The organism is Marinobacterium sp. NO-S09 (genome assembly GCF_059179545.1).
On record NZ_CP168954.1, the window covers coordinates 1,607,523 to 1,629,018 of the forward strand.

Consider the following 21,496-nt stretch of genomic DNA (forward strand, 5'->3'; position numbering starts at 1 on the left):
ATGCAAAGAATCCTCACCATCATCGGTGCACGCCCGCAATTCATCAAAGCGAGTGTAGTCTCCCGCGCTATTCAGAAAACTGACGGCATTGAAGAGGTCATACTGCACACCGGCCAGCATTTTGATGCCAATATGTCGAATATCTTCTTTAACCAGCTCAACATTCCTCGCCCTAATATTCAACTGGATATTCACGGCGGGGGCCATGGTGAAATGACCGGGCGTATGTTGACTGAAATCGAGCAGGCGTTACTTGAGTACAAGCCTGATCGTGTATTGGTTTATGGGGATACCAACTCCACCCTGGCTGGTGCACTGGCGGCGGCCAAGCTGCATATCCCCGTTGCCCACGTGGAGGCGGGTCTGCGCAGCTTTAACATGCAGATGCCGGAAGAGATTAACCGTATCCTTACCGATCAGATCAGCGACCTGCTGTTTTGCCCGACGGATACTGCCGTGCAGAACCTCAATAACGAAGGTTTTGCCAACAAGCCCATTCAGGTGCTGCAGCCGGGCGATGTGATGCAGGACTCGGCACTGTTGTTCGCCGGACAAGCGATTGCCCCGGCACGCGACTTGCCTAAAGGTTTCATCCTGGCTACCTTGCATCGCGCCGAAAATACCGACAACCCCGAACGGCTTGCGGAGATAGTGGCGGCACTTAACGAAATCAACTCGACCCTTGCACCTGTTGTTCTGCCGCTTCACCCGCGCACCCGCAAGCTGGTCGGCCAGTACGGCCTAGAACTCAGTGTCCAGCTGATCAACCCTGTGGGCTATTTTGAGATGGTGTGGCTGCTGGATCACTGCGAGTTGGTACTGACTGACAGCGGCGGTGTGCAGAAAGAAGCTTTCTTCTTCGGCAAAGCGTGCGTCACTATGCGCGATCAGACCGAGTGGGTAGAGCTGATCAAGGTAGGCGCGAATGAGCTTGTCGGTGCAGATAAAGGTAAACTCATTGATGCTGCGACTCGTAATCTAGGCCGTAAAGTGCGGGATACCCAGCATCTATATGGTGGGGGCAGAGCGGCTGAAAGGATAGTGAACACTTTAGTGAATGGAGTGTTACTTTGAAAATCATCTACCTCCACCAATACTTCAACACCCCCGAAATGTCTGGCGGCACCCGCTCCTACGAAATGGCTCGTCGAATGGTTGCTGCAGGGCATGAAGTACATATGATCACAAGTTTCCGTGAAACCAATCATCAGCATAGTGATTGGTTTCAGACGGATGAAGCAGGTATACAGGCGCATTGGTACCCAGTGCCGTATTCAAACCACATGAGCTATGGGCAGCGCATAGGTGCATTTTTGTCTTTTGCAAAAGCTGCACGTAAGAAGGCCGTAGAGCTTGAAGGGGATGTGGTATTTGCGACTAGCACTCCTTTGACGATTGCTTTGCCGGCTGTACCTGCTGCCCGGAAGAAAAAGATCCCGATGGTATTTGAAGTCCGTGACCTCTGGCCGGAGATGCCGATCGCTATGGGGGCACTTAAGAATCCTGTTTTGCGCTTTACGGCATATAAGCTAGAGCACTGGGCGTACAAAAATGCTGCGGCGATAGTGGCTTTGTCCCCAGGCATGAAGGCTGGCATTGTGGCAACCGGCTATTCTGCCGACAATGTTGCGGTGATACCCAACAGTAGTGACAACCGTGAATTTGCCTACGATGCTGATGCTGCGAGGCAGTTCCGTACTGAAAGGCAGTGGCTGGGAGATAAACCCCTGCTGGTATATACCGGTACGTTCGGTAAGGTAAACGGCGTTGGTTACATGGTCGAACTGGCTAGCGAGTTACAGGCACGTGGTTCTGATGTGCGTATTCTGCTTGTGGGTGGTGGTGCCGAGCGTGACAGCGTGAAACACGCTGCTGAGAAGGCGGGTGTGTACAATAACAATTTGTTCATTGAAGATCCGTTGCCCAAGAAGGAGATCCCTGCATTGCTCAGTGCTGCAACTGTGGCATCAAACCTTGTGACGGACTTGCCCCAAGCAAGGGCAAACTCTGCCAATAAATTTTTCGATACATTGGCCGCAGGCAAGCCTATTTTATTAAATCATGGTGGCTGGATGCATGACCTGGTGACTATACATGAGTGTGGTTTGCCCATGTGGCAAAAGTCTGTAAGCGAAGTGGCAGAAATCCTTGATTCTAGAATGTACGATCAGGCTTGGTTGGATAAAGCGGGGCAAGCGGCGCGCAAGTTGGCTGAAGAGTGCTTTGATCGTGACCTGCTGGCTGCTCAGTTGATGGAAGTGTTGCAGTCAGCGGTTGATGGTAATCCTCATTACGTGCAAAAGATTGCACCGGGCAATTATGTTTAAACGCCTTTTCGATATCATCGCCTCTGCCTTTGGCCTGCTGTTGCTTGCCCCGATTATCGCTGTAGTAGCCATACAAATCCGACGCAAACTGGGATCACCAGTCCTTTTTCGGCAAGTCCGCCCAGGCAAGGATGGCAAGCCATTCGAGATGATCAAGTTCAGAACCATGCGTGATGCTATCGATAAAGACGGTAACCCGCTGCCGGACTCCGAGCGCATGACCCCCTTCGGTTCTTTTTTACGTTCAACCAGCCTGGATGAGTTGCCTGAGCTGTGGAATGTACTCAAGGGGGATATGAGCCTGGTGGGGCCACGCCCTCTGTTGATGGAGTACTTGCCGCTGTATTCCAAGGAACAGTATCGCCGCCATGAGGTGCGCCCTGGCGTAACCGGTTGGGCGCAGGTGAATGGCCGCAATGCAATCAGTTGGGAAGACAAGTTCAAACTGGATGTCTGGTATGTGAATAACCGCTCATTTTGGATGGATCTGAAGATCATTTACCTGACGATCAAGAAAGTATTGGTCAGGGATGGAATTGCGGCTGAGGGTGAGGCAACGATGTCTAAGTTTACGGGTACTGAAAAGTGAAGCGCTTGGCGGTTCTGGGTGCCAGTGGCCATGGTAAGGTCGTTGCTGATATTGCCGAATGCTGCGGTTGGGATGAGGTTGTTTTCTTCGATGATGCCTGGCCTGCTGTCTCAAATAACGGGCATTGGGCGGTAGAGGGAAATGGGGAAGCACTAGCCGAGCGTCTGCATCTTTTTTCCGGTGTGATCGTCGCAATCGGTAACAATGCCATACGTGCTGAAAAGCTGCGCTGGTTGTCGGACTTGTCTGCCCCTGTGATTACACTTGTCCATCCTTCTGCTGTTATCAGTCGTTATGTAGAGTTGGGCTTGGGCTCGGTTGTTATGCCGGGTGTGGTCGTGAATGTCGCATCCCGCATTGGCGATGGCGCTATCCTTAATACCGGCTGTAGTGTTGATCACGATTGTGTCATCGGTAACTGTGTTCATATCAGCCCCGGTGCGCGGCTGGCTGGCGGTGTTCACGTTGGTACGCAAAGTTGGGTCGGGATTGGTGCTTCTGTCAAACAGTTAGCCAGGGTCGGTCAGAGCGTCACTGTTGGGGCTGGTGCTGCTGTGGTAGCTGATCTACCTGATGGTATTACGGCTGTGGGCGTGCCGGCCAAGCCACTTCAGACCAGCTGAATTATGTTGTACCGTGCGCAACTGTTAACATGCATCAAACATAGGAACTACCAGGCATCGCCATGAAACAGCGTTGGTCACTGAACATCAAAGGGTTTGGCAAAATTCAGTCTGCCAAGGTGGAAGTGGCACCGATGGTGCTGTTCGTGGGGGAAAACAATAGTGGTAAAAGCTACCTTGTTTCTTTGCTGTGGGGAGTATTGGCACTGGGGCGAGGACTGTTTCCCAAAGATCCGCCCAATAATGAAACATATAAAGCCTGTGTGACGGAGTTGCACCCCGGTGAAGATGGTACTGTCGATGCTGATTTTCAACAGGCGTTGATTAATTGGTTCAACCTGCTTTTGAAACACCGTAAGGCGGAGCTGGTGCGGGAGATTTTCTCACTCGATACACTGTCGATTGATCATCTTTCCATCACGGATTACCGGCGTCAAAAGCCACTTCAGATCCGTTGGGAACCGAAACGAACAGAGACTTCCAGTCGTTTCTCGGCCGGCAAGGACTATGTACGTTTTCCTTATGTTCCCGGTGAAACACTCAGTGAAGCCGAAAAATATCGGATGGTGCAGTATCTTTGCTGGAAGCTTCTGATGGACGACCTGAGTGCGCCGCTTTTCCCTATGGGGGGCGTGTCTGCCGGGCGTCGTGTTGAGGGAGAAACCCTGTATTTACCGGCTGCACGCTCGGGGTTTATGTTGACTTACCCCTCGTTAACCGCAGAGCTGATGGAGGCTTGGGGAGGACGAAAGGTCAACAGTACCTTCACCCTGCCGGTCGTCCGCTTTTTACAGGGGTTGACCGAAAACCGTCGTAGTAAAAGTGCCAAGCTGGCCGATATCGCTGATGACCTGGAAGAGAATGTTCTGAATGGTCATGTGGTGAGCCAGGAAGGCCCTATCAATTACTACTTGTATAAGGCGAAAGGCAGTCAGGAAGGTCTGCCTTACCACGTGGCGTCTTCACTGGTGGGAGAGTTGTCACCGATCATCATTTTCCTGCGCTCGACTATCCGGTATCGCTCCATGATCATCGAAGAGCCGGAGGCGCACTTGCATCCGGCCATGCAGAAACGCCTTGCGTGTGCCTTGTCACGGGTTGTGTCGCGAGGTGTCCCTGTGTGGTGTACGACTCACAGCGAAACGGTGTTTCAGCAGATCAATAACCTCATTAAATTGGCGGCTCATCCTGATCAACAGGCTTTAATGCAACACTATGGCTACAGCAAAGATGATCTCTTGCAGCCGGGTGAAGTGAAAGCTTATGAATTTGTGACCAATCTACAGGGTAAAACGGAAGTAAAACCCCTGGAGCAGACTGAAGATGGCTTTGCGGTACCGACGTTTAACCGTGCGCTGATCGATCTGAACCAGGAAACATTGGCTTTTATGCAGGATGAAAATGGAATTTGATCTGCAGACACGCCTGGAGTGGCTGGACACCAATCATATCCAGTACGGGCAGACTGTAACCCTTGTTGAGCCAAGCGCTGAGGGTGAAGCCGAGGTGTGCATTTCTGCCGCCAATTTATTACTTTTGGTTAAGACCACCGAAAGAAATGCACTTGGCTATCTGAAGCAGAAAAAGGTGGCTGACGGGACTGTCTGTGAATTTTTGACCGATACAGCTGCCACTTTGCATCTGATCGAATGTAAGCGCACAGTCAAGGAAGGTAGCTGGGATCATGTGAAGAAGCAATTTGAAGGTGCGCTACTCAATGCTTTTGCCGTCTGCGGCCTGTTGAATGTCAATGACATCCGTGAAGTGCGTTTATATACAGCATTTCGGAACGACAGGCTGAGTGCTGAAAACTCACCCAACCCTGTACTTATGAAAATGCCGGTCGGTAGCCGGCAACCAGCCGTGGCGCAAGACTGGCAGCATGACTCGGTGAAATTGCTTGATCATCTATTTATTCATCAGAAAATCCAGTTGGATGCTGATGGTAAGGCCGTATTGTCGCTTTAATCCTTTCTGAAAGTTTGAGTATTCCATGCTAAACGGACCTTTCTCCCCTTGGCCTTCTTTTACCGAAGAAGAGGCCAATGCCGTACGTGATGTTCTGTTGTCAAATAAGGTTAACTACTGGACCGGACAGGAAGGGCGTCAGTTTGAACGCGAGTTTGCCGAGTATGTGGGCACTGAGCACGCCATCGCGCTGGCCAATGGTACCGTCGCTCTTGATCTGGCGCTGAAAGCGCTGGGTATTAGAGATGGCGATGAGGTGATCGTTACTTCGCGCACCTTCCTCGCCTCTGTCTCCAGTATTGTCAATGCTGGTGCTGTACCGGTGTTTGCCGATGTAGACCCAAACAGCCAAAACATCACAGCTGAAACCGTTTCGGCCGTTATCACGCCTCGCACGCGTGCCATTGTTTGTGTGCATCTGGCGGGCTGGCCCTGTGACATGGACAGGATCACGACATTGGCTGAGCAGCATGAACTGTATGTAGTTGAAGACTGCGCACAGGCGCACGGTGCCTTGTACAAAGGCCAGCCCGTCGGCTCAATTGGCCATATTGGTTGCTGGTCATTCTGCCAGGATAAGATCATGACTACCGGTGGTGAAGGCGGAATGGCCACGACCAATGATAAAGCCCTTTGGTCAAAGATGTGGTCATTTAAAGATCACGGTAAGTGTTGGGAAGCGGTCTATGAACGTGAGCACCCGGGCGGCTTTCGTTGGCTACACGAGTCTTTTGGCACTAACTGGCGTATGACCGAAATGCAGGCAGTCATTGGACGTATTCAGCTTGCACGTATGCCTGAGTGGCATGAAACACGGCTGAATTACGCGCGACAAATTTGGGCTGCAGCAGCGACACTGCCTGGTCTGAGAGTACCTGAAGTCCCCGATGACATCGAGCATGGAGCGTATAAGTGTTATGTGTTTGTGGACCAGGGTTCGCGCACGGAGTGCGTTCCCACAGGTGATGCCCATACGCTGACTCGTGATGCGATTATGCAGGCGATTAATGAGCAAGGTGTACCTTGTTTCTCGGGCTCCTGTTCTGAGGTGTATCTGGAAAAAGCCTTTGACGACACTGGTTGGCGGCCTGAGCAACCCTTGCCAGTTGCTCATGAGTTGGGTGAAACCAGCTTGATGTTCCTTGTACACCCAACGCTGACTCAAGCTGAGGTTGATAAAACCTGTGCGGTGTTAACAGAGGTCATGATGCGACATCACGGTTCCGCAGACTAATCGCTGAACGGCGTTCCATGTAGATTCAGTTTGTCAGGTTGTATGGCTCAAGACTTAAAGGATCTTTTTCGTTAGACTCCTCGCCTTCGTTAAACCCTAAATCACCTTGCACGCTATGTGCCTAAAGGTGTGAGAGTACTCCACCCATGTCTAATATCCTGCTAACGGGCTCTACAGGCTTCATTGGCCGTGCTGTTCTTGATCTGTTGCTATCAGAGCAAAATAGTTCTAGACATGAACACTCTGTTTCTGTGGCGGTTAGGTCAACGCAACGGGTACACTGCTCGGAGTTTGTGGTGGGGGATATATCGTCTTCTACGGATTGGGGCCGTGCACTCACAAACATTAATGTAGTGGTGCATGCAGCGGCACGCGCTCATGTACGTGACGAACCAGGGGCCGGTGAGTGCTTTTACCGAGTCAACCGAGATGCAACGCTTAATTTGGCAGAGCAGGCAGCGTCGTCCGGTGTAACGCGCTTTATTTTTATCAGCACCATTGGTGTTAATGGCTCAAGTAACTCCAGTCCATTCACCGAAGCGGATGAGCCATTGCCCGAAAATGACTACGCCCAGTCCAAGTGGGAAGCTGAGCAAGGGCTTTGGGCAATACAGCAAAAAACAGATATGGAGGTGGTTATCTTGCGGCCTCCACTGGTCTATGGGCCTGGAGCTCCGGGCAATTTTGGACGAATGGTACGCTGGGTTTCTAAAGGTGTACCTTTGCCATTGGGTTCAATACGTAATAAGCGTTCTTTATTGGCGCTGGAAAATTTGGCCGATTTGGTTCTTATATGTATTGACCACCCCGCTGCTGCAAACCAGCTGTTTTTGGTGGCAGATGGTGAAGATGTTTCGACAAGTGAACTGCTCCGAGAAGTTGCTCATGCGATGGGCCGGCCGCCCCGGTTGATACCTGTGCCGGTTGGCGCGATGGAGTTGATGTGTTCTTTGCTTGGCAAACAAAAAATGATGAAACAGCTAACAGGCTCCTTGCAGGTGGATTCATCGAAGGTGCGTGATTATCTTGACTGGACCCCTCCAGTGGGCTTTAAAAAAGGGCTCCAGAATTGTTTTTAATTTAATTGATGGCACTGTAAAGCGCGTTTCCAAGAGGCAGAATAATTGATACGTTTTTTTGATATTGTATTTTCATTCCTGGGCCTGACTCTGGGTTTTCCGGTGTTTTTGTTACTGACAATTATCGGCTTGATTGATACTGGGTCTCCCATCTATTGGCAGGAGCGGGTAGGGCGTAGGCAAAAGCCTTTTACCCTGTTTAAATTCCGGACGATGAAAAAGAATACCGCAGCGATGGCGACGCACTTGGTAAATGAAGATGCGATTACTGGTTTTGGCCGCATTCTACGACGAACCAAGCTGGACGAGCTGCCGCAGCTATGGAATGTGCTGTTGGGCGATATGAGCCTCGTTGGCCCAAGACCTAGCCTGTTTAACCAGACGGAGCTGATTTCGGAACGTGAGCGGTTGGGGGTGTTGAATCATCGCCCTGGTATCACTGGATTATCACAGCTTCGACAAATCGATATGTCAACGCCTGAGCTTCTGGCAGAAACTGATAAGCTGATGCTGGAAACCCTGACACTAAAAGGTTACTTCATCTACATTGTTATGACTGCGCTGGGTAAAAAAGCCCACGGAATGGTGCCGGGTATCAAGACCTAGTCCAAGGTTTGGTTTTACATTGAAAGTGGCTTTTGTACTTCAACTAGTGATTTTTGAAGGGTGTCATAGGCGATAAGGATGTTTTCACAAGTAGTTAAAGATTTCCTCAAGATATCACGCAGGCGAAAGCAGGCAGTGCTAATTGCGTCTGACTTGGTCATGTTGTTCATGGCTTGCTGGATGTCACTGTCATTGCGTTTGGGTGTTGTCTGGGAACCTATTCAGCAGTACTGGCTTCCCTGCTTGCTTGTAGCGGTGATATCCATTCCGGTTATGGCAAGGCTTGGCCTTTACCGTGCAGTGGTGCGGTATATGAGCCATACAACTCTTTGGGTGTCAGTAAAGGCTGTAACCTTATCTGTACTGATCTGGACAGCTGTGGTGATGTTGCTTGATATGCCGGTGCCACGGTCTGTGCTTTTCATCTACTGGTTTACAGCCGTTACACTAGTTGCAGGTAGCCGTCTTTATGCTCGCTGGCTCATTCGCTATGTATTGCCCGGAGGGCGCTTTCGTTACCACAGCGGTGAGACCGTACTGCTGTATGGTGCCGGTAGTGCAGGTACCCAGCTGGCAACAGCGCTGGAGAATGCCGCGGAGATGAAAGCCGTAGGATTTCTGGATGACAACCCTGAAAAACAAGGTACCGAAATTTCAGGCCTGCGGGTATATGCCCCTGACTACATACCGGAGTTGATCGAGCAATATGGTGTTAACTCAATTCTGTTGTCTATTTCCAGTCTCAGCAGAAGCGAGCAGCGCAAGCTGGTTGAGCGCCTTGATAGCTACCCTGTCACCGTCAAGGTTGTGCCGGGTATTACCCAAGTGGCCAGCGGCGAAATTAATTTGAGTGATATACGCCAGGTTGACGTTGTGGATTTGTTGGGGAGGGATGCAGTAGAGCCCAATAAGGCATTACTGGATGCCTGTATTCGTAACCAGGTGGTAATGGTTACTGGTGCTGGTGGGTCTATCGGCTCGGAGCTGTGCCGACAGATTTTGCTGCAGCAACCCAAATGCCTGGTGCTCTTTGAGTTATCAGAGTTTGCGCTTTATTCCCTTGAAAAAGAACTGAGTGAGCAGGTTGCTGAGCGGGATTTGTTGGTCGACATCATACCTGTATTGGGTACTGTTCAGGACCAGGCACACCTGTATCAGGTGATGAGTCATTACGGGGTGCAAACCCTTTATCATGCCGCCGCATACAAGCATGTGCCGCTTGTTGAATACAACATGGCGGCAGGCCTGCGAAACAATGTGCTGGGTACATTGAACACGGCTGAGGCGGCTATTCAGGCAGGTGTTGTCAACTTTGTGCTTGTCTCTACAGACAAGGCCGTGCGGCCTACCAATGTAATGGGGGCGAGCAAGCGCTTGTCCGAAATGGTGCTGCAGGCCTTGAGTGCCCGCGAGGCTGCAAACGCAGCGTCCATTCGATTTGCTATGGTACGTTTTGGCAATGTGTTGGGGTCCTCGGGTTCTGTGATTCCGTTGTTCCGGCGTCAAATCGATGATGGGGGGCCGCTGACGGTGACGCACCCCGATATTACCCGCTATTTCATGACGATACCGGAAGCGGCTGCGCTGGTTATTCAGGCCGGCTCTATGGGGGCGAGTGGCGATGTCTTCGTTCTGGATATGGGTAAACCGGTCAAGATTGTTGATTTGGCCCGTGAGATGGTGAAGTTGGCGGGGCTGCAGGTACGAGATGAGAATAACCCGGAAGGAGACATCGAGATCGCCTTTACTGGCCTGCGCCCGGGTGAAAAGCTGTACGAAGAGTTGTTGATTGGTGGTGATGTGAAGGGAACAGAGCATCCAATGATCATGCGAGCCACCGAATCCATGCTGCCTTGGGAACAGTTGGAAGGCGTTCTGTTCCGCCTGGATGAACTGACTCGGCATTGGGATCATGCTGCCATGCGCGAGTTGCTGCTGGATGTCGTTAATGGGTATCGACCTGACTCCGATGTGGTGGACCTGTTGTGTAAGGAAGCTAACTTGGGTGCCGGAGTTGAAAAAGCAATCTAAATGCTCCTTCGGTAAACGTCAGGCTGCAGGCCTGGGTAGTATGCTGTTGTCTCTGCTACTACTGTCACCTGTGGCTTTCGCTGACGATGAGGCGTTGAGTAAAAAGCTGCGTTTGCAGATTGAAGCTTGGGTGCAGCAGGCAGAGCAGGGAAATGCTCAAGCCTTGTTTAATCTTGGACAGCTGTACCGTAAAGGCGTAGGCGTTGAGGCGGATTTACAGCAAGCTGAGTTATTTTACCGGCAGGCGGCTGAGTTGGGGCATCGTTCAGCTCAGTTGAATCTGGGAATGCTTCTCTTTTTCTCGGATGAGTCTCACTCGCAGGCAAAAGAAGCACTCAATTGGTGGCAGCAAGCGGCAGAACAGGGGGACCCTGAGGCTGCTTATCAGGCTGCGATGCTGCTCTTTAACGGCGTAAACGGTGTTGCTGCAGATGCCAAAGAGGCCCTTGTTTGGCTGGGTAAGGCAGAAGAGAACGGTCACCCTGATGCTGCAGCGGCTATTGTTGCTATTCGTAATTCGGTCAGCTCTGAAGCGGGTTATGTGGTGCAGCTAGGCGCCTTTTCACAGCTTGCAGCTGCTAGTACCAAACGCTCTGAGCTTGAGTCTATTACTTTGCTCAAAGATGCAGGTCTGCGCGTTATAGAAGCCGTTTTGGACGACGGCCGTACCAGTTTCAAGGTTCAAACCGGTTCTTTCACACAACGCTTACCCGCTGATCAGCTTTGCACTGCCTTAAAGAATCAGGGGCAAAGCTGTTTTGTTGTGCATATAGATTAAGAATTGTCCGGGTGTCCTATTCGGTACGCTGTCTGGTTTTGCGGTGATGGTTAGCAAGTACCGCAATAGCACACACAATCATGAAAGTAGCGGCATTGGCGGGTATCTGCAGGTTAAAGTCAGCGATTGAATGGATCAAGAGCCCCAATATTGCCATTGCTGCACCAAAGCCCATACCGCTCCGATATTTGGATTCCGGGTGCCATAATGCCTTCAAGGCTTGATACAGAGCCATAAGTACGAAAGCAGCCAGTGCCAGAGAGCCAAGTAGTCCGTATTCAATAGCAAACTGAAGATAGTCATTGTGGGTGTGGTCGAAGTGCCCACGAATTTCTGGCCCCGGGTATTTTTGGAAGCTGCTTTCAAAACTACCGGCACCAAAGCCCAGCAATGGCCTGTCTGCGATTTGTTCGATGGCGTAGCCAAATACATCGGTACGAATAACGTTTTTCTTGGCAACAACCGCCCCGTCTTCAACCTGGTCGGTCACCTGAGTGGCAACCAGGCGGTCCTTGAGTTTATCCAGGCCGAAGAACTGACTGATCACCATAACATCAATCAATACCAGGCTGGCAAGAATAAGGGCATTGCGAAGTCTGTTTTCCTTGTTGATCAGGATGAACAGTGCGCCCAGTGCCATAAGAGCGGCAAAGAAAGCGGTGTTGCCCATGCGTGAGCGTGTCATCACCAATGCAATCACCATAATCACCAGAGCAAGGCGCAATCGAGCTTTAGGGCCAAGGATTAAATCAATCAAAGAGCGCCACCTGAAGGGAGCACCATCCCTGAGAGCCAGCAGAAGGCCAATACCCAGACCCAATGTCATAACCAGATAACCGGCAAGGTGGTTTCGGTTGATAAATGTGCCGGTTACAACACCCTTACCATAGGTTTTGGGTTCAAAAAGTAGCCACTCGACACCTGAGAGGGTCATCAGGGTGCCATAGAATGCCTGTAGGGTAGCGCTCAAAATCAGTGTCGATACCAGTAGTGTAAGACGCCGCCGTGTGTGAAACAGGCCAATAACCAGGATGAATAGAAAACTATAGCTCGCCCCGAGTATTACGTAGTTCAGGGTTCGACCACCGTCGGTTGTTATACCCAGAAGCCATTGCATCAAAGCCCAGACCTGCACTGCGAGTAGAAGCCCGAACATCGGCAGCGCCGGTTGAAGTGCACGGTTATGGGAGGTGCCTCGCTGTAGCTGAAAGCCGGCCCAGGCAGCGGTGAGCAGAGTCACCATCAGGCAGAAAAAGGCGCTGCTCCAGAGTCGGTTGCTACCGACAGGTAATGGGAGCCATACGATGATAGCGAGGGTGGCAATAATCAGACTGGTTTCAAACGTGGAGCGCTTGCTGCTCATGTGGCGGAAGGTCCTTCTGGATAAACAGGCCAGCACGCATTCTACCTGTTTAACCCTTTGAGGAAACAGGGATTCGACTCTGAAAAGCAACCAGGTTCACACAGACTGAACGAGGTTGGTAATTCGTAGTAATACTCTCTAAAATGGTGGGAGTTTATTTATGTGTGGTGAGTCAGCCGCCAAAGCGCTCTGACATACAATCAATGAGGATGTAAATCATGCGCAAAACAATCATGTCCCTTTCTTTGGCAGCGGCCCTGGCGTCTACGAACGTAATGGCTGATGTTGATACTTTGAATGCTGTTAAAGCAGACTTGCCTCAGGGGGTGTCATTGACCGAAGCGGATGCTACTCGCCTGGAGGCCGCGAACACTGAGCAGCTCATTGCCGATGCAATAGCCGAAATTGTCGCGAGTCTTGGAAATAATGAGAGCGCCATAACAGCTGTTATTCAGGCAGCGGTCAGTGAAAACCCGACTATGGCGGATACTATTGTGAATACATCTGTCAATCGCGTGCCAACTCAGGCAGGCACTATCAGCACTGCTGTAACCACTCTCGGGCAGAGAAATCTATCCGTTACAGCTCGCAACTTCAGCAATGACGGCAGCGGCATACCGGGTGGTACAAATAGCGGAAGCGGGAGTAGCAGCACAAGCCCGAACTGATTGAGTGATACGCGTTCTGTTCTGTGATGGATAACGGTTTTAAAGGCTGACGAACATGCAAAAGAAATTTCCCCTGAGTGCACTGAGTGCTGCAATGCTTATGGCTGCAAGCACTGGTGCTTATGCCATCGAAGCGTCTTCAATGAAGCTTGGAGGCATGACCTTCACTCCGACACTGGAACTGTCTGAGTCTTACGATGACAACTTCCGTGCGGTGAATAATGATTTTGATGAATCCAGCTGGATCACCACTATCAACCCTAACTTTCAGCTGGCCGCACAGGATCGTTTGAATGTTTACAAACTGACCTATGCGTTCAGCAGCGATACCTTCCACTCCAGCCATGATGACAACAATACCGATCATCACCTGGATGCTGATGCGCACATGGAATTCAGTGCGCGCAGCCGTTTGGATTTGAATGCCGGCTATGACCGTGTTGAAGATGTGGCCGACACCGAAATCAACGGTATCAATGATAAGTACCACACCTATAACATTGGTGGTGTGTACGGCTTTGGTGCCGAGTCGGCGACCATGCAGTTCGAGCTGGGTGCCAACCAGCAGTGGTTGCGTTATGACAACGAAGGCAACCTGAATAAGGACCTGGAGCGTGATACTGCAAGCCTGACTGGTACCGCTTACTACCGTGTTGCACCCAAAACCCGCGCCCTGGCTGAGCTGCGCTACACCGACTACGACTATGTAGATTCCAACTCGACGCTGGACAGCGATGCCATGGCGTACCTGGTGGGTGTAACCTGGGATGCAACAGCCAAAACCAGCGGTTCTGCCAAGATCGGTTACTCGGACAAAGAGTTTGACGACTCTTCCAAGGATGATGCGGATAACAGCATCTGGGAAGTGGGCGTAACCTGGAAGCCGCGTAGCTACTCTGCGTTCACGCTTGAGACTCGCCGTAGCACCGAGGAAGGCTCAGAGGGTGGTGAAAACTACATTGATACCACGCGTACCAGCCTGGACTGGAAGCATGCCTGGAGCAATTACCTGACCTCTGACGTGAACTTTGCATACATCGAAGAAGACTACGATGATGCAGCAAGCCGTGAAGATGACACCAATGAGTTTGGCTTCGGTCTGACTTACAACCTGCGTCGCTGGGTTGATGTTGGCGTGGGCTACAAGTACCAGGACGTTGATTCAACTGTGAACAGCGAGTCTTACGACCGTAATATCTACATGGTTAAGATGACTGTAGGGCTCTGATTCGAAAGGAACAGAGTTGTTATGACAGGGGGAGCCTCGCTCCCCTTTTTGCTGTAAGGCATGAGGCAAAAACATGGCGCATTCCACTCTTTTGCGTATTCTGCTGGTACTTTCCTTTATTGTTGCTGTTCCGGCCCAGGCAGCTGGAGATAGCCAGTACCTGCTGGGCTCGGGAGATGTCATCAGAATCAACGTATTCGGTGAAGAGGATCTGACGTTTGATGAGATCCGTTTAAATGATGCCGGTACCTTTTCCTACCCCTTCCTTGGTGAAGTTCGTGCGAAAGGCCGCACCGCCCATGATATCGAGCGCACTTTGATTCAAGGGCTGACAGGCGATTACCTGATCGACCCCAAGATCTCTGTCAGTATTCTTGAGTATCGGGACTTCTTTGTGAATGGTGAGGTGAAGGAGCCAGGAGGGTATCCATTTAAACCCGGGTTGACGCTTCGAAAAGCCGTGGCTTTGGCGGGTGGTCTGACCGAGCGCGCATCTGAGAGCAAGATTACCGTGATTCGTGAAGCCGGCGCAGATAAAAGCACTTTTAAAGGCAGTATGGATACTCCAATCATGCCAGGTGACATCATTACCATTGAGCAAAGTTTCTTCTGATTATGGACAATAGCCAACCGCGCACTGAACCGACTGGCCACACTCAGCTGGACGACGAAATCGACCTGTTGCAGCTTTGGAAAACAATCTGGCAACGCAAATGGAGCATCATTGTACTGACGCTTGTTGTCATGATGCTGACGGTGCTTGTCGTGCTCAGCATGACGCCGATTTTCAAAGCCTCATCCACGCTTTTGATTGAGCAAAAAGCAGCTAAAACAGTCTCGATCGAAGACGTTTATGGCCTTGAGGGTGGCACCAGTGAGTATCTACAAACTCAGTTTGAGCTCCTCAAATCACGTGAGTTGGCTGAGCGTGTGGTGCGTCAGCTGAATCTTACGGTGCATCCTGAGTTTGACCCGCGTCAGCAACCTGAGCCGCTGATTGATGTGGGTGCTCTGCTGAAGTCTTTTGATATCCGCAAGTTCCTGCCTATGGTTACGCCCGAAGACCTGGCGTCTGAAGCGGGTATGACGGAAGCGGATATCTTTGATGAGGTGGTCAAGGCGTTCATGGAGCGCACAACCATTTCACCGGTCATGAAGACGCAGCTGGTTAAGGTCGAGATTGAAATGGCTGACCGTCAGCTGTCTGCCCAGGCAGCCAATGCGCTGGCCAATGCGTATATCGAAAGTCAGCTTGAGGCTAAGCTGAATATGACGCAAACCGCGACTAACTGGATGAATGACCGTCTCTCTGGGCTCAAAGATAAGCTTCAGGAGTCTGAGCGTCGCCTGCAGGAGTTCCGTGAGGCCGAGAACCTGGTGGATCTCGAAGGTGTAACCACGGTAGTGGGTGGTGAGCTTTCGCAAACCAGTGATCGCCTGATTGATGCTCGTCGTTCCCGTGCGGAGGCAGAAAGCCAGTACCGCCAGGTGGCGGCTATGAAAGGCAGTGGTTGGCAGCGTTTGTCTTCGGTGCCTGCTGTTCTGAGTAACCCTCTGGTTCAGCAGTTTAAGGCGGAAGAGGGCCGTGCGCGTTCCAAGGTTCAGGAGCTGTCACGCCGTTACGGGCCTAAGCATCCCAAAATGATATCTGCCCAGAGTGAGCTGGGGGCTGCGATTGCGAACCTCAAGTCCCAGGTTGATCAGGTTGTGGCGTCTATTGAGCGTGAGTATCAGTTGGCGACGGCTAATGAGCGCTCACTGCAGGGCTCGTTCAATGAAAATAAGGTGCAGATCCAGGACATCAAGCGTAAAGAGTTCAAGCTGCGTGAATTGCAGCGTGAGGTCGATACCAACCGCTCCTTGTACGACACCTTTATGACGCGTTTGAAAGAAACCTCTGCCACATCGGACTTTGAGTCGGTGAACGCGCGTATCGTTGACCCTGCCGTTGTACCGGACACGCCGATCAAGCCGAAAAAGAGCCTGATCGTTGCGTTGGCCGGTATTCTGGCCATGATGCTGGGTGTTGCCTTTGCCTTGCTGCAGGACTTCTTGAATAACACCTTCAAGAGCACTGAAGACGTTGAGAACAAGCTTGGCTTGCCGGTATTGGGTATTCTGCCGCTGCTGAAGAAGAAAGAGCGTAAGCAGATTGCGCGTATGTTCTTGAGTGAAGAAGATCGCTCCTTCACTGAGTCTATCCGTACTATCAGGACTGGCGTAGTGCTGTCGGGTCTCGACAACCCGCATAAAGTATTGGTTGTAACCTCCTCGATTCCGGGTGAAGGCAAGAGCTCGGTGGCCGCTAACCTTGCATTTGCAATGGGTCAGATGGAAAAGGTTCTGTTGATTGATGCGGATATGCGCCGCCCGACTCTGGCTAAAAGCTTTGAATTCCCGGTGGGAACGCCGGGCTTGGCTAACTTGGTTGCCGGGACTGCTCGAATTGAAGAGTGTCTCAAAGATCTGGGTGATGGCGTAACGGTTATGACAGCGGGGACAGTGCCACCGAACCCGCTGGAACTCCTGTCCTCTCAGCGCTTTGCGAAGGTACTGGCTGTATTGGAAAAAGAGTACGACCGCATTGTGATCGATTCGCCGCCCACGCAGGCTGTGAGTGATGCACTGGTGCTGTCGACTCATGCCAATGCACTGATTTATGTAATAAAATCGGATGCTACTGCAACGCCGTTGGCCAAACGCGGTGTGGGGCAGCTACTGCAAAACAATGCTCCGGTGACGGGGGTTGTGTTGAACCAGGTGGACATCAAGAAAGCGAAAAAATACGGCTATAGCTACGGTGGTTACTACGACTACTATGGCTACAGTGGCTCAAAAGAGGCATAAGACTCATGGGTATGATCGATCTGCATAATCATCTGCTTCCAGGGATTGATGATGGCGCTGAGGATGTGGAGCGTTCACTCGAGTTGGCTCGGATCGCGGTAGCAGACGGGATTTCTCATCTCGTTTGCACGCCGCATATACACCCAGGCCGCTACGAGAATACCCCTGAAACGATTGCCGCAGCGCTGGCAGAGTTTGAGGCTGCATTGCAAAATGCAGGGCTCGATTTGAAAGTGTCCTCGGCTGCAGAGGTGCGCTTTGGTTTGGAGTTGATGGATGGTGTTGCCCGAAATGCAGTGCCGTTTTTGGGTGAGTGGCAAGGTCGAAAGGTGCTTCTGCTTGAGTTTCCTCACTCTGAAGTGCCCTTCGGGGCCGAGAAGCTGACCGCTTGGCTTATTTCGCGCAATATTTTGCCGATGATCGCCCATCCTGAGCGTAATAAGGGCATCATGAAATCCCGCTCAAAACTGAAGCCCTTTCTTGATCAGGGATGTCTGCTGCAGGTTACGGCCGCATCTGTCGCCGGTCGCTTTGGGCAAAGCTGTCAGGAGGTCTCTGAGGAGTTGCTGAAAGACGGTAAGGTTACGATTCTGGCAACGGATGCGCACAATGTTGAGCATCGGCCACCTTGTCTGAAAGAAGGCGTTAAAGCAGCAGCTGCCTTGATTGGCGATAAGGCTGCTGCGCAGCTGGTAACCACTAACCCCTGGTCTATCGCGCAGGTGAACTTCTAGCATGGCTGAACGTTCGTCTGTTCCCCACTCGCCTTGGCGTAAGCTCATCTTTGGCTTCATTCTGGTTTCTGCTGTGCCCATGTTGTACCTGTCGGCATTGATGATGCTTGCAGGTATCAGAGAAGCGCAGACGGTCATGTTTCTCGATGACTGGTCCAGGCGTGGCGAGGTTGCCAGCGAGCAGGCGTGGCAGGTTGCACGTGATGCGGCGGAGGATGCGGTATCATTCTCGCACTCAACGAATGCTGAGTTGCTGATGCGGCTTGGTAAGGTGAATGAGTGGTATCGTTTTGACCAGCCATTTGGCGATGCTTCTGCGGAGGCAAGTAGGCGTGCTGCTCTGGAGGTCTATAGAGCTGAAGTTGATATTCGACCTCTATGGCCGTATGCGTGGGTCCAGTTGGCCTTCATTAAGCTGCGTTTGCTTGAGTTTGATGATGAGTTCTTTACGGCTCTGGATAAAGGCTATGAGTTGGGCCCAGGCCGAACCGGAGTGATTGGCCCTTTAACAGAGATTGGCTTGATCGTGTGGCCGCAACTTGATGCGGAGCAGCGCTCCAGGCTATGGGAAGGAATGGGTGTGTTGCTTGCGTATGATATGCGCCGCTTCAGGTCTTTGCTTTACCTGGTAGATGCGGCAGGTGCCGAGGATGAGATGTGTCGGGTATTGAATTCTGAATTGCTGGCAAAAAGAAAGCTGTGCCAGTAGTGGCTTTCAAGTCTTGATCGAGTCCAGTCTATGACGGGCATTTTGCTTTCTATGAAAACTGTTGAATAAATGCTTTGAGTTCGCTGGCTGTTTCCGGGTGCTTGAGGCCAAAGGCTACATTGGCCTGTAGCAAGCCCGCTTTGTTACCACAGTCGTAAAGGTTGCCCGACATGGTAAAGGCGTTCAGTTCGCCGCCTTCCAGCATCAGTGTTTTGATGGCATCGGTGAGCTGAATTTCATTGCCTGCCCCTGGAGCGGTGGTTTTCAATAATTCCATAACCCGTGCTGGCAAGACATAACGACCAACAATTGCCAGGTTGGAAGGTGCCTGATCACGTGACGGTTTTTCGACTACATCATGCATGGCGCTGCTGCTTCCCTTGGCGGGTGGTTGGCCGCCGCAGTCAACAATCCCATAGCGCTCTACGTGTTCGGGTGGCACGGCTTCAACCATGATCTGGCCAACACCGCTATCGGTATAGGCACTGACCATCTGCTGGAAGTCGGACGTTTCGCCGTTGGCGTCAATCAGCATGTCCGGCAGCATGACAGCGAAGTCATCATCTCCTGTCAGGGCTGCAGCGCAAAGGACTGCGTGTCCGAGGCCCTTGGCTTCGTCCTGGCGCACTGAAATGAGCTGTACACCGGCAGGCAGAATATCGCGAATAGATGCCAGCAGGGCGTGTTTCTTTTTGCTTTCCAGAACCTGCTCTAGTTCGGCGTGACGGTCAAAGTGGTCTTCCACTGCCGCTTTGCCGCTGCGCGTCACCAGTATGATTTGAGTCATGCCGGCTGCAACCGCTTCCTCTACAACATGCTGAATAACCGGTTTATCAACAACAGGCAGCATTTCCTTCGGAATGGCCTTGCTTGCAGGCAGAACGCGTGTGCCAAGACCGGCAACGGGAATCACGACTTTGTTGAGCATTACAGGGTCCTTCAGGTCTGATTTGCGCGCAGTATATCGGATATGAGATAAGCCTGCCCGGGCTGGTATCACGACTTATTTGTCGTTCTGGGCGGTATCTGGCTGCTGTGCCTGTCCAGCTTCGGCTTCCTTCAGGCGCTTCTGCTCGGCATTCCAGGCGTGCATCTCTTCGTAGTAGCTGTCCCAGACGCAGGGCTCGCAGCCACACTCGCAACATTCGCCATCGGCGGGAGGGGTGGGTTTTTCCATGATCTTTTAACGTTTTTAAGTGTGTGCATTTATTCTACTGGCTTGAATTCCTGCTGGCTATTCGCATGGTCTTTGATCATTTGAGCCAATTGCTTGACGCCGGGGCGTGTCAGCTCCCCTTCGGTCAAAATAAGATAAAGCTCCACCCAGCGCTCGCCGCCACTGCTCAAAGGAAGAGGTTTTAGTTGTCCGCTGTCGAGCAGGGCGTGTGCGCGGGTTTCGGGGTACCAGGCGTATCCGATACCGCGCTGTGCTGTCATCAACGACAGGTCAAGATCACTGAGAGTCCAGCGCTGTTCTGCGCCCAGCCAGCCGGAATCCACGCTGCGGCTGCCCGAGTCACGGACCACAAGCTGGCGGTGGCTTTTGAGGTCGTCAAGCGTCAGTTCTCGGTCAAGGTGGTGCAGCGGGTGGTCGGGGTGGGCGCAGGCAATGAAGCGTATGCTCATTAATGCTTCACCCAGAAAGCCGGGTGGGACGCGTCCGCTGATGGAAAGGTCAACCTGGCGTTTAAGTACCGCTTCATCGCTGCCACTGAGCACCGTTTCCAATAGTTCGATGCGGGTGTGTGGGTGCTCTTCGGTGTAGGCCGCCAGAATGTCGAGCATCCATTCGCGAGGGAAAATGGTATCCATGGCCAGGCTGATTTGAGGGTCGTAGCCTTGGCCAAACTGACGTGCCAGCTCCTCGGTTTGCTGGGCCTGTTCGACGAGTCGTCTTGCGTGGCGATAGAGTGCTTTACCCGAATCGGTCAGGGTTGCGCGTCTGCCTTCCAGTTTGAACACGCGGATATTTAACCCGGATTCCAGTCGCTGAATGGCATAGCTAACTGCTGACTGGCTTTTTCCCAGTTGCTCCGCAGCCTTGGCATAGCCGCCGGCATCCACGACAGCAAGCAAGGCTTGCCACTGCTCCAAAGTTACTTGCATGTTCCTTCCTTCATTTGCTGGCGTGCTGGACCTTTGCAGCCTCATGCGCAATTGAGCGCAGTTACTGAAAGCATACATGCAGGTCCTGAAAAGTGTAGCGTCCGGTGAAGCAAAGACTGCTAAAAAGCCGGGAAGGATATGAGTGTGGCCGGGGGGTATAAGTTCCGGTTAGTTGGGGAGAAATGGTCTTTCGCGCACGGAGTGCGCTCCCACGACAAATATCTAGTAGAGATCAGTGCCAGGAAAGGCTTTACAGAGGGGAGGTAATGAAAATATAAAGATTGGAGCGGGAAACGAGACTGAACCGGCCGTCGTTCCGGTCGCGACCCCGAGACATAAAAGCGGGTCGCCCGGAAAGGGCAATGGATTGGAATTACATGGTAAAAAAGATTGGAGCGGGAAACGAGACTCGAACTCGCGACCCCGACCTTGGCAAGGTCGTGCTCTACCAACTGAGCTATTCCCGCAATGGCATCCCGTAGGGGGTTCGAACCCCTGTTACCGCCGTGAAAGGGCGGTGTCCTAGACCACTAGACGAACGGGACATCTGATGTACGCCTTGATGCGTGACAACGGCGTGAATATTAATGTCGTGTTACGGGTTGG

The 21,496-nt window shown here is 51.8% G+C and carries 21 protein-coding genes and 2 tRNA genes; 17 read left to right on the forward strand and 6 right to left on the reverse strand.

Going from position 1 to position 21,496, the window contains the following annotated elements; translation table 11 throughout:
- From wecB to O3C79_RS07610, 11 genes are all read left to right on the forward strand, one after another.
- On the forward strand, positions 1-1,074 hold the full coding sequence (wecB, locus tag O3C79_RS07560; protein WP_494385432.1) for a non-hydrolyzing UDP-N-acetylglucosamine 2-epimerase: 1,074 nt from the start codon (positions 1-3) through the stop codon (positions 1,072-1,074).
- Positions 1,071-2,327, forward strand: a complete 1,257-nt coding sequence (locus O3C79_RS07565; RefSeq protein ID WP_494385433.1) for a glycosyltransferase family 4 protein — start codon at positions 1,071-1,073, stop codon at positions 2,325-2,327. The genes wecB and O3C79_RS07565 overlap by 4 nt, the downstream gene beginning before the upstream one ends.
- Positions 2,320-2,916, forward strand: coding sequence for a sugar transferase (locus tag O3C79_RS07570; RefSeq protein WP_494385434.1), 597 nt, complete (start codon positions 2,320-2,322; stop codon positions 2,914-2,916). Before O3C79_RS07565 ends, O3C79_RS07570 begins: the two co-directional genes overlap by 8 nt.
- A complete protein-coding gene (locus tag O3C79_RS07575) occupies positions 2,913-3,539 on the forward strand; it encodes an acetyltransferase (protein ID WP_494385435.1) in 627 nt (208 codons plus the stop codon). Before O3C79_RS07570 ends, O3C79_RS07575 begins: the two co-directional genes overlap by 4 nt.
- Positions 3,540-3,601: 62 nt before the next feature.
- A complete protein-coding gene (locus tag O3C79_RS07580) occupies positions 3,602-4,951 on the forward strand; it encodes an AAA family ATPase (RefSeq protein WP_494385436.1) in 1,350 nt (449 codons plus the stop codon).
- Complete coding sequence (locus tag O3C79_RS07585) at positions 4,941-5,507, forward strand: hypothetical protein (RefSeq protein WP_494385437.1); 567 nt, start codon at positions 4,941-4,943, stop codon at positions 5,505-5,507. The genes O3C79_RS07580 and O3C79_RS07585 overlap by 11 nt, the downstream gene beginning before the upstream one ends.
- A gap of 25 nt (positions 5,508-5,532) precedes the next feature.
- Positions 5,533-6,741, forward strand: coding sequence for a DegT/DnrJ/EryC1/StrS family aminotransferase (locus O3C79_RS07590; RefSeq protein WP_494385438.1), 1,209 nt, complete (start codon positions 5,533-5,535; stop codon positions 6,739-6,741).
- A 146-nt stretch (positions 6,742-6,887) separates the two neighbouring features.
- Positions 6,888-7,820, forward strand: coding sequence for a UDP-glucose 4-epimerase family protein (locus O3C79_RS07595; RefSeq protein WP_494385439.1), 933 nt, complete (start codon positions 6,888-6,890; stop codon positions 7,818-7,820).
- A 45-nt stretch (positions 7,821-7,865) separates the two neighbouring features.
- A complete protein-coding gene (locus O3C79_RS07600) occupies positions 7,866-8,426 on the forward strand; it encodes a sugar transferase (RefSeq protein WP_494385440.1) in 561 nt (186 codons plus the stop codon).
- 78 nt (positions 8,427-8,504) lie between these two features.
- Entirely contained in the window at positions 8,505-10,457 is a 1,953-nt protein-coding gene (locus tag O3C79_RS07605; protein ID WP_494385441.1) for a polysaccharide biosynthesis protein, read from the forward strand.
- Complete coding sequence (locus O3C79_RS07610; protein WP_494385442.1) at positions 10,432-11,235, forward strand: SPOR domain-containing protein; 804 nt, start codon at positions 10,432-10,434, stop codon at positions 11,233-11,235. Before O3C79_RS07605 ends, O3C79_RS07610 begins: the two co-directional genes overlap by 26 nt.
- 16 nt (positions 11,236-11,251) lie before the next feature.
- Here the strand turns inward: O3C79_RS07610 and O3C79_RS07615 are convergent, their stop codons facing one another.
- Entirely contained in the window at positions 11,252-12,598 is a 1,347-nt protein-coding gene (locus O3C79_RS07615; protein WP_494385443.1) for an O-antigen ligase family protein, read from the reverse strand.
- A gap of 218 nt (positions 12,599-12,816) precedes the next feature.
- On the opposite strand from O3C79_RS07615, the gene O3C79_RS07620 reads away from it, so the two are divergent.
- The 6 genes from O3C79_RS07620 (at position 12,817) to O3C79_RS07645 (ending at position 18,784) form a co-directional block, all read left to right on the forward strand.
- Positions 12,817-13,266 carry a hypothetical protein gene (locus O3C79_RS07620; RefSeq protein ID WP_494385444.1) on the forward strand — a complete coding sequence of 150 codons (450 nt, stop codon included), beginning with the start codon at positions 12,817-12,819 and terminating at the stop codon, positions 13,264-13,266.
- Between the two features lie 55 nt (positions 13,267-13,321).
- Positions 13,322-14,494 (forward strand): outer membrane beta-barrel protein, encoded by a 1,173-nt coding sequence (locus O3C79_RS07625; RefSeq protein ID WP_494385445.1) that lies wholly within the window; start codon positions 13,322-13,324, stop codon positions 14,492-14,494.
- A 73-nt stretch (positions 14,495-14,567) separates the two neighbouring features.
- Complete coding sequence (locus O3C79_RS07630) at positions 14,568-15,107, forward strand: polysaccharide biosynthesis/export family protein (protein WP_494385446.1); 540 nt, start codon at positions 14,568-14,570, stop codon at positions 15,105-15,107.
- 2 nt (positions 15,108-15,109) lie between these two features.
- Entirely contained in the window at positions 15,110-17,341 is a 2,232-nt protein-coding gene (locus O3C79_RS07635; RefSeq protein WP_494385447.1) for a GumC family protein, read from the forward strand.
- 5 nt (positions 17,342-17,346) lie between these two features.
- Complete coding sequence (locus tag O3C79_RS07640) at positions 17,347-18,075, forward strand: tyrosine-protein phosphatase (RefSeq protein WP_494385448.1); 729 nt, start codon at positions 17,347-17,349, stop codon at positions 18,073-18,075.
- Between the two features lies 1 nt (position 18,076).
- Positions 18,077-18,784 carry a hypothetical protein gene (locus O3C79_RS07645; RefSeq protein ID WP_494385449.1) on the forward strand — a complete coding sequence of 236 codons (708 nt, stop codon included), beginning with the start codon at positions 18,077-18,079 and terminating at the stop codon, positions 18,782-18,784.
- A 49-nt stretch (positions 18,785-18,833) separates the two neighbouring features.
- Here O3C79_RS07645 and galU read toward each other — a convergent pair whose 3' ends face one another.
- The 5 genes from galU to O3C79_RS07670 form a co-directional block, all read right to left on the reverse strand.
- On the reverse strand, positions 18,834-19,712 hold the full coding sequence (gene galU, locus O3C79_RS07650) for a UTP--glucose-1-phosphate uridylyltransferase GalU (protein WP_494385450.1): 879 nt from the start codon (positions 19,710-19,712) through the stop codon (positions 18,834-18,836).
- 75 nt (positions 19,713-19,787) lie between these two features.
- On the reverse strand, positions 19,788-19,961 hold the full coding sequence (locus O3C79_RS07655; RefSeq protein ID WP_494385451.1) for an oxidoreductase-like domain-containing protein: 174 nt from the start codon (positions 19,959-19,961) through the stop codon (positions 19,788-19,790).
- Positions 19,962-19,990: 29 nt separating this feature from the next.
- Complete coding sequence (locus O3C79_RS07660) at positions 19,991-20,890, reverse strand: LysR family transcriptional regulator (RefSeq protein WP_494385452.1); 900 nt, start codon at positions 20,888-20,890, stop codon at positions 19,991-19,993.
- Between the two features lie 391 nt (positions 20,891-21,281).
- A tRNA-Gly gene (locus O3C79_RS07665) sits at positions 21,282-21,357 on the reverse strand.
- A gap of 2 nt (positions 21,358-21,359) precedes the next feature.
- Positions 21,360-21,435 (reverse strand) — tRNA-Glu (locus O3C79_RS07670).
- Between the last annotated feature and the right edge of the window lie 61 nt (positions 21,436-21,496).